The sequence below is a fragment of the Pseudomonas sp. UMAB-08 genome (assembly GCF_900095225.1).
Lineage (GTDB): Bacteria > Pseudomonadota > Gammaproteobacteria > Pseudomonadales > Pseudomonadaceae > Aquipseudomonas.
Genome location: NZ_LT607428.1, coordinates 24,447 through 37,081, shown reverse-complemented (window position 1 = coordinate 37,081; position 12,635 = coordinate 24,447). Strand labels below are relative to the sequence as shown.

Sequence of the window (12,635 nt, the reverse complement as noted above, 5' to 3'; positions counted from 1 at the left end):
ACAACTGATCAGTCGGATTGCCAATGAAGAAGGGCATGCGCTGCATCAAATGCTGTGGCCTGACCTCGCACAGCAAGATATGGAAGCGCCGTATGTTCAGCCCACGGTCGCAGACATCAATGGCGGCAATGGTCTGTTTCGGCCGAACGAACTGCTCAGGGCCATCAACAGTGACGCCGTCGATGCCAAGCAACTCAATACGCTCGACGCCCATTTACTGGCGGGTTTGCTGGACAGCGGCAGCCTCAACAACACCCTGACCGGCACTCTGAAAGTCGTCGCGGCGACCTTGATCAGCTTCCACGAAAACCTGCAAGGCTCAGTGGATGTGGCGGAGCAGGCGCTGCACGCAACCCATCACATTCCAGTCCCTGGCACCGAACGCCCAGCCCCGGCGCTGAACATGCGCCAACTTCAGCGGGCCTTGGCGCAACTGCGCAGCATGCTGCCGGGGGCCTTTGGCGATGCACACTTCATGCGCCACCAAGAGGCGAGAAACAAGAATTACTACGTGTTCGGCCTGACCGACCTGCCGGAGATGCCAGAACGCCTGCGACGGCCTCACCTCGACTATCGAGGCCCCTCCGGGTTGTCGAAGGTTGGCCAGGAGCATTACCGCACCGGAGGCGACCTGCGAGCCAATACCGTCGTCATCGCCATGCCCCGCGATCATCGGATGGCGCGACTGATCAGCGGTGTGAACCAACGGGTCAATGCGGCGTGGCAACTGAATATGGCCGAGCAGGTCACCACCAAGGGAACGGCCATACAGGGTGCGGTGAAGAACCGGAATGCATTGCAGAGCGAGTGGATGTATCGGGCGCTGAACTCGACGCCGTTTGCGGCGGCGGTGGGGATGTTGGAGCTGTGGAATTTAAGGAATGAGCTCAATTCATTCCAGCAAACAAGTCGGGAGAAAGGAACTTACAGAGCGTCTGGAGGAGCTGTTGGCGCGGGTGCTGATTTGGTGATCGCGATGGAAGCACTTACTGTGAAACTTGCGGGTAGCAAATCTGTTCTGGCCGTCGCTCGCAAAACCCTTTTTATCATCCCTCAAGCTTTTAGCGCTCGAGTATTAGGCGCAAAGCTAGCCAAGCGCCTCGTCGATAAAGTTACTACCCGTTTACTCGGCCAGATCGTAGCTGGATCGATCTTTGTCGGCCTAAACCTCTACGACGCCTGGCATGCCTATCAATGGGGAGATGATGCCATGTGGGGCCATCTACTGATGGCCGCAGGCGGCCTGACCAGCATCGCAGGCACCCTGATGGTCGGTGGCAGCACCTTCCTCGGCTTGGGGCCAATGGGCTGGATCAGCTTGATATTGATCAGCGTCGGTGCGGGCATCGCCTACTGGCTCAGCAGTAACGCGGTCGAAGACTGGCTCAGCGCTGGCCCCTTTGGTCCCTTCAGCGACCGAATTCCACACCTGCAAGATCCGGAAAAGGCCTTCTACTATCTGGTCAGCTTGTTTGCCGATATCCGCATCAGCTCGCGCCCTAATCCGGACCACGAATTCGCCCCCAAAATCAATGACGGGAATCCAGTGCCCTTCGACGTGCGAAAGGCCAACACCTGCATCCTCATCGAAAGCAATCTGCCGGGGCTACTGAGTCAGGAACTCAATACCCTGATTGAATGCAGGCAGCAACTGACGGAAGCGCATTACACGTTGCGCCATGAATGGAGCCACGAGCGCAATTCGCTCACGCGAGAGAAACCTGTCGCCTATCGCTCAATGCCCAACGGGATTGAGTTATTTGTCACGTTGCCGCGCAACCAGCCCGCGGAACCCTCAAAAAGCCGGCCGGCCGAGATCTATCGCTGGCTGGTCCGTGCTCAATTGTCATTTAACGATGGCAATTGCACATGGGTGTTCCCCGCGCCGCCGCCCAAGGACCCGACCCCGTTCGGTCCGGCTCACGCCAAACCCAATTTTGAAAAAGGCGAACACCTGTTCTGGGCCGATGAAACCACCCATAAAGCGCGGAGCGGCGAATGACGGCTATGAACTTATCTTATTACGCGGCCACGGCCTATCGCTCCGACCGCATCCCCAAACAACCGCCTTCGGCAGAGCGTTCGTGGATTCGACGTTTTGCCAAGGTGCGTCTGCCTTGGGGAATAACCCAGGAAGTTGCCCCGGACGACTTTTTGAGAGAAGCGTCACCGAGGAATCTGCGTCGCGTGGAAAAGGGTCAGCAGAAAAAACAAGAACAATTGGTCCTGGGTACTTATGTTCCTGCGCCATACGAAAATGTGGACTTTCATGATAGCGAAGATCATGAGCGCTTCAGGTTTTCCTTGTGGTCGAAACGGTCGCAGTTCTGGGTATATCTACTTATATTTGGAAAAGGCTTTTTTCTGTTTCTTCTTCCGTTGAGCTTATTTGCATTCACTGTCGCCGGACTATCGTTGGAAGAATCTTGGAGCGATCTAGCGGACGACCTCATTCTAGGATTTTACTCTTGGTTGTTAGGCGTCCCTCTACTCTGCTGGGCACTCGCCTCACTAGTCATCCGCTACCTCCCTAAACTCTGGGTAAAACCCTCCCGAGGCCCGATTTGGGAAATCAACCGCCGCACCGGCCTTGTCACGTTGTTCGATTACGACAACAACGGCGAATACAAAAAGAACGGCACTATCGGTGAGCTGACCGCACCGTTCTACGAGTTCGACGCCTATATCGCCACGACCCCGGATCGTCAGGGCTTGCCGATGAACGTGTTGTACATCGCCCACCGCTATCGTGACATCGTCATCAACTTCGGCGCGCTGGTTCCGCCGGGCGCTGGCGAGTTGTGCTGTGCCCTGTGGGATTTCCTGCAGAACTACATGGACACCCGCCGCCCGTTGCCGGACTTGCCACGCTACGAAGAATTCCGCCACCTCGACCCCGTCACCGCGCAATACGACCGCGAAGTCGGCCGAAATCCGCGACTGTGGATCGATATGGATGACGAAACGTTTGACGGGGCTCTCTACCACATGCGCGGCCAGATCGATCAGATCGACACCTTCCGCCGTCCTAATCTGATGGCGCGGTATGCGGAGTATGTCGATTGAGCTCCAGTGAGATGACCTACGCCAAGCCGAACTTCGAGAAAGTCGAACAACTGTTCTGGGCCGACGAAATCACCCATAAAGCGCAGAGCGGCGAATGACGGCCATGAACTCATCTTATTACGCGCCTACAGCCTATCGCTCTGATCAGATCCCCAAACAACCGCCTTCGGCAGAGCGTTCGTGGATTCGACGTTTTGCCAAGGTGCGTCTGCCTTGGGGCATGACGCAGGAGGTTGCCACTGACAACCTCATGACCGGAAGAAAACCAGGCACCCTTCGTCGCCAAGAACTTTTATTAAAGGAGAGGGAAGAGAAACGGGTACTGGGCACTTACGTTCCAGCCCCTTATGAGCACGTGGACTTTCATCACCGAGAAGACCATGTGCACATCAGGTTTGCCTTATGGTCCAAACGGTCTCACTTTTGGATCTATCTGACAGGAGGGGGGCGGTTTTTATTTTTCCTAATGTCTTTGTTGTTGACCTTGGTGTACTTAACCGAACTCGTTGATAGTCAGGATCCGTGGCTAACACTGGTTGCGTCTTATTTGTCAATGATTTACGTGCTTGTAGTCACGCCTTTAGCCTGCTGGCTAATGGGTCACCTAGTCATCCGCTACTTCCCCCATCTCTGGGTCAAACCCTCCCGAGGTCCGATCTGGGAGATCAACCGTCGCACCGGCCTTGTCACGCTGTTTGATTACGATAATAACGGTGAATACAAAAAGAACGGCACCATCGGTGAACTGACCGCGCCGTTTTACGAGTTCGACGCCTATATCGCCACGACCCCGGACCGTCAGGGCTTGCCGATGAATGTGCTGTACATCGCCCACCGCTATCGTGACATCGTCATCAACTTCGGCGCGCTGGTTCCGCCGGGCGCTGGCGAGTTGTGCTGTGCCCTGTGGGATTTTTTGCAGAACTACATGGACACCCGCCGCCCGTTGCCCGACTTGCCACGTTACGAAGAATTCCGCAACCTCGACCCTGTGACGGCCCGATACGACCGCGAAGTCGGCCGAAATCCACGGTTGTGGATCGACATGGACGACGAAACGTTTGAAGGGGCTCTCTACCACATGCGCGGCCAGATCGATCAGATCGACACCTTCCGCCGCCCGAACCTGATGGCACGCTATGTGGAGTATGGGCAGGGGCATTAAAAAACCCGCCGCCTCTTGCGAGGGGGCGGGTTTTTAGGTGTGGCGGAGGATGGATCAGCCGCGGTGACGACCACGGAAGTAATTGATCAAGCCTTGGGTCGACGCGTCGTCTGCCGGCTCTTCAATGCTGCCGGTCAGGCGGTTGTAGACGCCTTTGCCCAGCTCCTTGCCCAGTTCCACGCCCCATTGGTCGAAGGCGTTGACGCCCCAGATGACGCTCTGGACGAACACTTTGTGCTCGTACATCGCCACCAGCGCGCCAAGACGGCGTGGGCTGATGCGCTCTACGACCAGGGTGTTGCTCGGGCGGTTGCCCGGAATCACTTTGTGCGGCGCGAGTTTCTGGATTTCTTCTTCGGCCATGCCTTTGTCACGCAGCTCGGCTTCAGCTTCGGCGCGGGTTTTACCGAGCATCAGCGCCTGGCTTTGCGACAGGCAGTTGGCGTATAGCCATTGGTGGTGGTCGGCCACCGGGTTGAAGCTGACGATCGGCACGATGAAGTCAGCCGGAATCAGCTGTGTGCCTTGGTGCAGCAACTGGTGATAAGCGTGCTGGCCGTTGCAACCCACGCCGCCCCAGATAACCGGGCCGGTGTCGGTGGACACTGGTGAGCCGTCCTGGCGTACGCTCTTGCCGTTGGACTCCATGTCCAGTTGCTGCAAGTGCTTGGTGATGTTGCGCAGGTAGTGGTCGTACGGCAGGATCGCGTGGCTTTGCGCACCCCAGAAGTTGCCATACCAGACCCCGAGCAGGGCCAGCAGCACAGGCATGTTCTGTTCGAACGGTGCGCTCTGGAAGTGCTGGTCCATGGTGTAGGCGCCGGACAGCAGCTCTTTGAAGTTGGACATGCCGATGGCCAGGGCAATCGGCAGGCCGATGGCCGACCACAGCGAATAACGACCGCCAACCCAGTCCCACATCGGGAAGATGTTTTCTTCTCGGATCCCGAAAGCCACCGCCGCAGCGTTGTTGCTGGAAACAGCGATGAAGTGACGGTACAGCTCCGCTTCGGAACCGCCTTGCGCCAGATACCAAGCGCGTGCGGCCTGGGCGTTCTTCAGGGTTTCCAGGGTGTTGAATGACTTTGACGAGACGATGAACAGGGTGGTCTCTGCGCGAATCTTGAGCGACAGCTCATGGAACTCACTGCCGTCGATATTCGCCAGATAGTGGCAGCGCACGCCTTTCTGCGCGTAAGACAGCAGCGCTTCGGACACCAGTTCCGGGCCGAGGAAGGAGCCGCCGATGCCGATGTTGACTACGTCGGTGATGGGCTTTTCGGTGTAACCGCGCCATAAACCGTCATGAATACGACCGACCAGCTCGGTGATCTGGTTGAGCACTTTGTGCACTTCAGGCATCACGTTGACGCCATTCACCGACAGCTTGTCGCCTACCGGGCGGCGCAGCGCAGTGTGCAGGGCCGGGCGGCCTTCGGATGCGTTGACCAGTTCGCCGGAGAACAATGCCTTGATCGCGTCCTGCAAGCCTGCTTCGTTAGCAAGGCCCACCAACAGGTCGCGGGTTTCGTGGGTGATCAGGTTTTTCGAATAGTCGAGAAACAGCCCGCAGCTGCTGAGGGTAAATTGAGTAAAACGTTGCGGGTCTGCATTGAACGCCTCGCGCATGCTGAAATCCTGCATGGCTTCGCGGTGTTGATTCAGCGCCTGCCAGGCGGGCAGGGTAGTCGCGTCAATAGGAGTGCGGTAGTACGCCATCGCTGAGGGTTTCCTTGTACTTGAACTGCCTTTTCGGGCGCTAAACAAGCCCGGACGGTGGGTGTGAAGACATCGATGCTCTGTCAGTGAGCGTAGACGGATAACTGAACTCTAACGCGAGTTGCTCGGCCCGTCTGCGCGCTGCTTTGCTTTCGCGCGGTACGCTTTCACACGTCAAGGGCCGGGCCTTCCAGTGGGTCGTCATTTTTACGTGTTCAGGGATAACTCAGGCAACCTGCACGGGTATGGCATTGCTGGTGTGGCTAAGTTCATTACCGGCGGCCATGTACAGCATGCGCGGTTTGAAATTGAGCAGTTCTGCTTCGCTGTAGTGAGCATAGGCGCAGATGATCACACGGTCACCGACCTTCGCTTTATGGGCGGCGGCGCCGTTCACGGAAATCATGCGTGACCCTTCTTCGCCACGAATGGCGTAGGTGGTGAAGCGCTCGCCATTGTCGACGTTGTAAATCTGGATTTGCTCGTATTCGCGAATCCCTGACAGGTCCAGCCATTCGCCGTCGATGGCGCAAGAGCCTTCGTAGTCGAGTACGGCGTGAGTGACTTCGGCACGGTGCAGCTTGGCCTTGAGCATGATTGCGTGCATTTTTATTCCTTGGTCAGGTGCAGATTGTCGATCAAGCGTGTTGAACCCATATAGGCCGCTGCCAGAATCACCAGGTCGTGATCTTCCGCTGTGGTGGGGCGAAGGGTGGTTGCGTTGCGAATTTCCAGATAATCGAGGCGAAACCCGGCGGCTTTGAGTTGATCCACACCGTTGGCGAGCAGGAGGTTCAAATCGCGCTCACCGATGTGGATAGCCTCGGCAATGTGTTTTATCACGCGATACAGCGCCGGCGCTGCAGCACGTTGCTCTTCGCTGAGATAGCCGTTGCGCGACGACAGCGCCAGGCCATCGGCCGCACGTACGGTCGGTTCGCCGATGATCTGGATCGGCATGTTCAGGTCACGAACCAGCGCGCGAATCACTGCCAGTTGCTGGAAGTCCTTCTGGCCGAAGATCGCGAGATCGGGCTGAACCATGTTGAACAGCTTGCTGACCACCGTGGCCACGCCATCGAAATGGCCGGGACGACTGGCGCCGCACAGCCCTTCAGACAAGTGCGGAACACTGACCAGGGTCTGGTCTTCCATGCCATGCGGGTACATTTCTTCGACCGACGGTGCGAACAGCAGATGACAACCGGCCTGCAGCAGCGTTTCCTGATCGGCGGGCAGTGTTCTCGGGTAGGTCGCCAGGTCTTCGGTCGGGCCAAACTGCAGCGGGTTGACGAAGATGCTCGCCACCACGAAATCGGCACGTTGGGCGGCCTTGACGACTAATGCAGCGTGGCCGCTGTGCAGGTTACCCATGGTTGGGACCAAGCCGATCCGTTTGCCTTCGCTACGTGCTCGAGCAACGGCGGCACGCAATTCACGTACGGTTTTTACTGTGTTCATGCCGAGAATCCGTGTTCAGTTGCCGGGAAACTCACGTCTTTGACGGCGGCTACATACGCCTGTAACGCCGACTGGATATCGGGCTGGCCGGTCATGAAGTTCCTGACGAACTTGGGCACACGGCCGGTAATGGACAGGCCAAGCATGTCATGCAATACCAGTACCTGGCCGTCAGTCCCGCTGCCTGCGCCGATCCCGATGACCGGGACTTTTACGGCGTGGGTGATTTCCTGGGCCAGTTCGCTGGGGACGCACTCAAGCAGGATCATGGAGACCCCTGCTTGTTCCAGTGCGATGGCGTCAGCGCGCATCTGGCGGGCTTGAGCTTCCAGGCGACCTTGCACCTTATAGCCGCCAAGAATGTTCACCGATTGCGGTGTCAGGCCCATGTGCGCACAGACCGGGATACCACGTTCGGCCAGCAACCGAATCGATTCGGCCAGCCACGCGGCGCCTTCGACCTTGATCATGTGCGCACCGGCTTGCATCAACTGCGCGCTGTTGGCGAAGGTCTGCTCAAGGGTGGCATAGGCCATGAAAGGAAGGTCGGCGAGAATCAATGCCCCCTGATTGCCGCGTTTGACGCAGGCAACGTGGTAGGCCATCTCGGCATTGGTGACGGGCAGGGTGCTGTCATGGCCCTGCAACACCATGCCCAGAGAATCGCCGACCAGGAGAACTTCGACGCCTGCCTGGCTGGCTGCGTGAGCAAAGGTCGCGTCATAGCAGGTCAGCATGGTGATTTTTTCACCTTTCTGCTTGAGGCCTTGCAGGGTCGTCAGGGATATTTCTGGCATGAAAAAGTCCTCGTTCAGGCGCTGTGAAAACTACTGCGAGCAACGCGTGAGATCATCTGAAAAAACAGGCACACCGTCTTTGGCGGTGTTTGTCCATGGCCTGATTTGCGCCCTTGTGCCCGGTAGGGGACAGCGGGACGCCTATCTTCGTGAGGAGGGGGCGTGAAGTCAATTACAGGTGTTACCGTTTTTGTGTGCCTGTTACCGCTCATTGAGCGTTAGGTGTTACGGCGCGCGGCTCCGATCAGGCGTTCCCGGGCAGATAAACCGGGTCGCTAATATCGCGAATAAATGCCCTCAGGACCGGGGATATCCGCAGCTCTGCTGTCGGGCCCTGACGCTAGAGGCGCTCAAGCCCAACGAATGGGCAGTCTGCCAGTAGCTGATCCAGGGATCGGCCGTCAGCCAGGAGTAACTCAGGCGCAAGTTCGGCCAGGGGATACAGGACGAAGGGTCGGGCATGCAGGTGATAGTGCGGCACTTTTAAGCGAGGCTCATCAATCAGGCGTTCGCCGAATAGCAGGATATCCAGGTCCAGCGTGCGCGGGCCCCAGCGCTCGTGGCGTTCGCGGCCTTGATCGAGCTCGATGGCCTGCAATGCGTCGAGCAAAGCCAAGGGTTCAAGTTCGCTGTCAAGCGCGGCGACCGCATTGGTAAAGCGCGGCTGGCCGGGCAGCAACGAGTCGCTGGCATAAAAGGAAGACACGCCCACCAGCCTGGAGTGGGCCAATTGCCCCAGAGCCTTGAGGGCGTTGCGCAGTTGCTCGGCCGGGTCAGCCAGATTGCTGCCCAGGCCGATATAGACACGCTCCATGATCAATCGCCCCTCCATCAGTCGTCTGAAGTGGTCGGTGCGTCGGCGCGCTTGCGTTTGCTGCCGGTGCTGCGACGGCGTTTGCGCGGTGCTGCACCTGTGGCATCGGGCTTGCTGCCCAGATCACGAATCATGTTGCGTCGTTCGCTGTCGTTGCCTTCCTGATAATCAGTCCACCAGTCGCCAAGACCGTCGGTTTCTTCGCCCGCGGTTTCACGCAACAGCAAGAAGTCGTAGCCCGCACGGAAACGCGGGTTATCGAGCAACAGATCGGCACGTTTGCCGGTACGACGAGGCAGACGCTCCTGCATGTCCCAGATCTCGCGGATCGGCAGGGTGAAGCGCTTCGGAATGGCGATGCGCTGGCACTGTTCGGTGATCAGTTCGTGGGCGGCTTCCTGCATGGCCGGAATCGGCGGCATGCCGCGTTCCTGCAGGCGAATCACCTTGGCCGGCAGGGCAGGCCAGAGCAGTGCGGCGAACAGGAAGGCAGGGGTAACCGGTTTGTTCTGCGAAATACGCAGGTCGGTATTGGCCAATGCTTCGCTGATCAGCGTGTGCGTGTACGTCGGGTTCAGTTCGAGAGACTTGGCGCTGGCCGGGAACAGTGGCTCGAACAGCTCAAGGTCGACCAGCATTTCGAAGGTGGACTCTGCGTAGCCGGACAGGAACAGCTTCAACACTTCTTCGAACAGGCGTGCGGAAGGGATGTCCCGCAGCATGGGCGCTAATTGCTGAATCGGCGTGGCACTGTGTTTTTCAATGCCGAAATCCAGCTTGGCGGCGAAACGCACGGCCCGCAGCATGCGCACTGGATCTTCTTTGTAACGCTGCTGGGGATCGCCAATCAGGCGGATCAAGCGATTGCGAATGTCATGCACGCCATTGGCGTAGTCGAGGACACGCTCGCTGACCGGATCGTAATACAGCGCGTTGATCGTGAAGTCGCGACGTTGGGCGTCTTCTTCAAGGGTGCCGTAAACGTTGTCGCGCAGGATGCGTCCGCTTTCATTGCGGGAGGACTGGTTGCTGTCCTCTTCTTCATCATCTTGCGGATGGTTGGCGCGAAACGTCGCGACTTCAATGATTTCACGACCGAAATGGACGTGAACCAGTTTGAAGCGACGGCCAATGACGCGTGCGTTACGGAACTCTGCGCGGACTTGTTCCGGCGTGGCGCTGGTGGCGACGTCGAAATCCTTGGGCGTTATATGCAGCATCAGGTCGCGCACACAACCGCCGACCAGATAGGCCTGATAGCCGGCGTTCTGCAAGCGCTCGACAATACTGACGGCGTAACGACTGAACTGGCCGCGCTGCAGCGAGTGTTGGCTGCTGGTGAGCACTTCAGGCGTGCTGCGAATATGTTGCGGTCGACGCACGGGGGAACGGAATGACTGGAATAGCTTCTTCAGCATGGGATGCACTGTTTGAAGGGATATTCGGCCAAAAAACAAGAATGACCGCATGATGGGCGGGGATTCTAGCATTTAGTCGGGGGATGGTGTAGGAAGCTGCGCGCAGGGGGCTGTATCGGGCGCTTGAGCGTTAGACCATGAGGGGTTTTTTGCAGAAGCTACTGGGGGAGCCGAAGCTCCCCCAAAGTGTTTGCGCTTTATTTTTATTATCGAGTCGGGCTTTTTGTTTTTATTGAGTGCCCAATCCACAAGCTTTTCGCCTGTGAAACCTCCCAGTCGGGAGTCAAGAGCAAACGGATTGCTTTGGTCGCTGCGTTGCAATGATCGTTCGATCCAACCAGTTCAGGCTCTACCTTAGGGTAGCTTTTTATTATTCTCGGCCTGGTTGCGGGGCAAGCCCCAAATACAACTCCTCTCCAAAAGAATCAGTTAGCTGCGCCTCCGCCGTGTTGTTTTTATTGTGCGTGAGTCGATTCGTCTTATTTTTATTGTCTTTTGCATTGCTTGTTATTGTTCTTGTACAAGACATATAGCAGGACCTGTGCCAACTTTTGAAATCCCTTTAAAACCGGGGGCTGGCGGGGAATGGCGGTTTTTGGCAGGCATAAAAAAGCCGGGTCTTCGTTACCATAAGACCCGGCTTTTGTTACGTGAAATGAAGGGGGTAACAGTTTACCCAAGGGCAGGAGCGCCGCGTGCCAGAGCCTCGCGGCCCATTGCGACCTCAGCTTTCGCTGGCGATCCCGGTTTTGCGACGCGGGATACCCAAGCGCTGACGTCGCTCCCATAGACATTTACGGCTGACCCCGAGTTTGCGGGCCAGTTCGGTTTCAGTCATGTGGTCCTGATGCTCGAGAACGAAGTGCTGGAAGTAGTCTTCCAGGGACAGGTCTTCGGTTGGCTCGTGGCTCGTGGAGCTGGACGAGCCTTGCTGTGGGGCCAGGCCCATGAAATCGTCATCATCCAGGTCGCTCAGCTCGATATCGATGCCCAGCAGCTCGGCAGAGATTTCAGGGCTCTCGCACAGAATCACGGCGCGCTCGACGGCGTTTTCCAACTCGCGAACGTTACCGGGCCACGTGTAATGACGGATGGCCTGCTCGGCATCCGGGGCGAATTTAAGGTCGGTACGACCGACTTTCGCGCTTTGCCGGGCCAGGAAAGCGTGGGCGATGTCATTGACGTCGGCACCCCGTTCGCGCAGGGCTGGTAATTTCAGGGCGATAACGTGCAGACGGTAATACAGGTCTTCACGGAACTGGCCGACTTTGGCCAGGCTCTTGAGGTCACGGTGGGTGGCCGCAATCAAGCGCACATCGACCTTTTGCGATTGCACCGAGCCGACGCGACGGATTTCGCCTTCCTGGAGTACGCGCAATAGCCGCGCCTGAGCCTCGAGCGGCAACTCGCCGATCTCGTCGAGAAACAGGGTGCCGCCGTCAGCCGCTTCGACCAGACCTGCCCGGCCGGCGCTGGCACCGGTGAACGCCCCTTTTTCGTGGCCGAACAACTCGGACTCGATCAATGATTCCGGGATCGCGGCACAGTTCACCGAAATCATCGGTGCCTTGGCGCGCTTGGACAGGTTGTGCAGGGCTCGGGCCACCAGCTCTTTACCGGTGCCTGACTCGCCCTGGATCAGGACGTTGGAGTCGGTTGGCGCGACTTTGCGGATCTTGATGTAAAGGTCCTGCATCAGTTGGCACGAGCCAATAATGCCGATTTCGCCGTTACTGTTGTCGACCGCGCCTTTGTCGGTGCCACCAGCGCCAGCAGGTTTGGACGCGGCTGCGCTACGTTCGGCCTGCAAGCTTTGGATGCTTTGTCTGTCACGCAGAATGCGCGCGACAGCCTGGAGCATTTCGTCGTGGTCGAAGGGTTTGGCAATGTAGTCCACCGCCCCCATTTTCATTGAGTCCACGGCGGAGCGCAGGCTGGCGTAGCTGGTCATGATCAGGACAGGTTTACCCTGACCCAGCTTGATCAGCTCGGTGCCGGGTGCGCCAGGCAGGCGCAGATCACTGACGATGAGGTCAAACGAGGGGATGCTGAAACGTTCCTGGGCTTCCTGCACCGAACCCGCTTCGCTGACCTGGTACTGGTTGCGTTCCAGCAGGCGTCGCAGGGCCGAGCGGATAATTGTTTCGTCTTCGACGATCAGAATGTGCGGCATTGATTCGATACTCTCGACGGTC

9 protein-coding genes and 1 pseudogene are annotated in these 12,635 nt (G+C 57.8%); 3 read left to right on the top strand and 7 right to left on the bottom strand.

Translation table 11 applies throughout. The features are described 5' to 3' along the window. The 3 genes and pseudogenes from K0F75_RS20590 to K0F75_RS20580 all read left to right on the top strand — a co-directional run. Nucleotides 1–2,002, top strand: a pseudogene (locus K0F75_RS20590) (hypothetical protein); the annotation flags it as partial. Beyond that, nucleotides 1,999–3,066 (top strand): hypothetical protein, encoded by a 1,068-nt coding sequence (locus K0F75_RS20585; RefSeq protein ID WP_219063815.1) that lies wholly within the window; start codon nucleotides 1,999–2,001, stop codon nucleotides 3,064–3,066. The pseudogene K0F75_RS20590 and the gene K0F75_RS20585, both read left to right, overlap by 4 nt. 94 nt (nucleotides 3,067–3,160) lie before the next feature. Next, entirely contained in the window at nucleotides 3,161–4,231 is a 1,071-nt protein-coding gene (locus K0F75_RS20580; protein WP_219063814.1) for a hypothetical protein, read from the top strand. 54 nt (nucleotides 4,232–4,285) lie between these two features. Here the strand turns inward: K0F75_RS20580 and pgi are convergent, their stop codons facing one another. From pgi to K0F75_RS20545, 7 genes are all read right to left on the bottom strand, one after another. After that, nucleotides 4,286–5,950 (bottom strand): glucose-6-phosphate isomerase, encoded by a 1,665-nt coding sequence (pgi, locus tag K0F75_RS20575; RefSeq protein WP_219063813.1) that lies wholly within the window; start codon nucleotides 5,948–5,950, stop codon nucleotides 4,286–4,288. A gap of 226 nt (nucleotides 5,951–6,176) precedes the next feature. Continuing rightward, nucleotides 6,177–6,557, bottom strand: coding sequence for an aspartate 1-decarboxylase (gene panD / locus K0F75_RS20570; protein WP_064118696.1), 381 nt, complete (start codon nucleotides 6,555–6,557; stop codon nucleotides 6,177–6,179). 2 nt (nucleotides 6,558–6,559) lie between these two features. Continuing rightward, on the bottom strand, nucleotides 6,560–7,411 hold the full coding sequence (panC, locus tag K0F75_RS20565) for a pantoate--beta-alanine ligase (RefSeq protein ID WP_219063812.1): 852 nt from the start codon (nucleotides 7,409–7,411) through the stop codon (nucleotides 6,560–6,562). Beyond that, nucleotides 7,408–8,208 (bottom strand): 3-methyl-2-oxobutanoate hydroxymethyltransferase, encoded by an 801-nt coding sequence (gene panB / locus K0F75_RS20560; protein WP_219063811.1) that lies wholly within the window; start codon nucleotides 8,206–8,208, stop codon nucleotides 7,408–7,410. Before panB ends, panC begins: the two co-directional genes overlap by 4 nt. Before the next feature lie 340 nt (nucleotides 8,209–8,548). Beyond that, a complete protein-coding gene (gene folK / locus K0F75_RS20555; RefSeq protein WP_219063810.1) occupies nucleotides 8,549–9,022 on the bottom strand; it encodes a 2-amino-4-hydroxy-6-hydroxymethyldihydropteridine diphosphokinase in 474 nt (157 codons plus the stop codon). Nucleotides 9,023–9,039: 17 nt separating this feature from the next. Beyond that, nucleotides 9,040–10,440, bottom strand: a complete 1,401-nt coding sequence (locus K0F75_RS20550) for a polynucleotide adenylyltransferase PcnB (protein ID WP_219063809.1) — start codon at nucleotides 10,438–10,440, stop codon at nucleotides 9,040–9,042. A gap of 724 nt (nucleotides 10,441–11,164) precedes the next feature. Next, nucleotides 11,165–12,613, bottom strand: a complete 1,449-nt coding sequence (locus tag K0F75_RS20545; RefSeq protein WP_219063808.1) for a sigma-54 dependent transcriptional regulator — start codon at nucleotides 12,611–12,613, stop codon at nucleotides 11,165–11,167. Nucleotides 12,614–12,635: the final 22 nt, after the last annotated feature.

Bases quoted from the DNA above. Each gene is read 5' to 3' on its own strand.
- K0F75_RS20550 (WP_219063809.1), bottom strand. From the start codon at position 10,440: ATGCTGAAGAAGCTATTCCAGTCATTCCGTTCCCCCGTGCGTCGACCG.
- K0F75_RS20585 (WP_219063815.1), top strand. From the start codon at position 1,999: ATGACGGCTATGAACTTATCTTATTACGCGGCCACGGCCTATCGCTCC.
- panD (WP_064118696.1), bottom strand. From the start codon at position 6,557: ATGCACGCAATCATGCTCAAGGCCAAGCTGCACCGTGCCGAAGTCACT.
- panB (WP_219063811.1), bottom strand. From the start codon at position 8,208: ATGCCAGAAATATCCCTGACGACCCTGCAAGGCCTCAAGCAGAAAGGT.
- folK (WP_219063810.1), bottom strand. From the start codon at position 9,022: ATGGAGCGTGTCTATATCGGCCTGGGCAGCAATCTGGCTGACCCGGCC.
- K0F75_RS20545 (WP_219063808.1), bottom strand. From the start codon at position 12,613: ATGCCGCACATTCTGATCGTCGAAGACGAAACAATTATCCGCTCGGCC.
- pgi (WP_219063813.1), bottom strand. From the start codon at position 5,950: ATGGCGTACTACCGCACTCCTATTGACGCGACTACCCTGCCCGCCTGG.
- K0F75_RS20580 (WP_219063814.1), top strand. From the start codon at position 3,161: ATGACGGCCATGAACTCATCTTATTACGCGCCTACAGCCTATCGCTCT.
- panC (WP_219063812.1), bottom strand. From the start codon at position 7,411: ATGAACACAGTAAAAACCGTACGTGAATTGCGTGCCGCCGTTGCTCGA.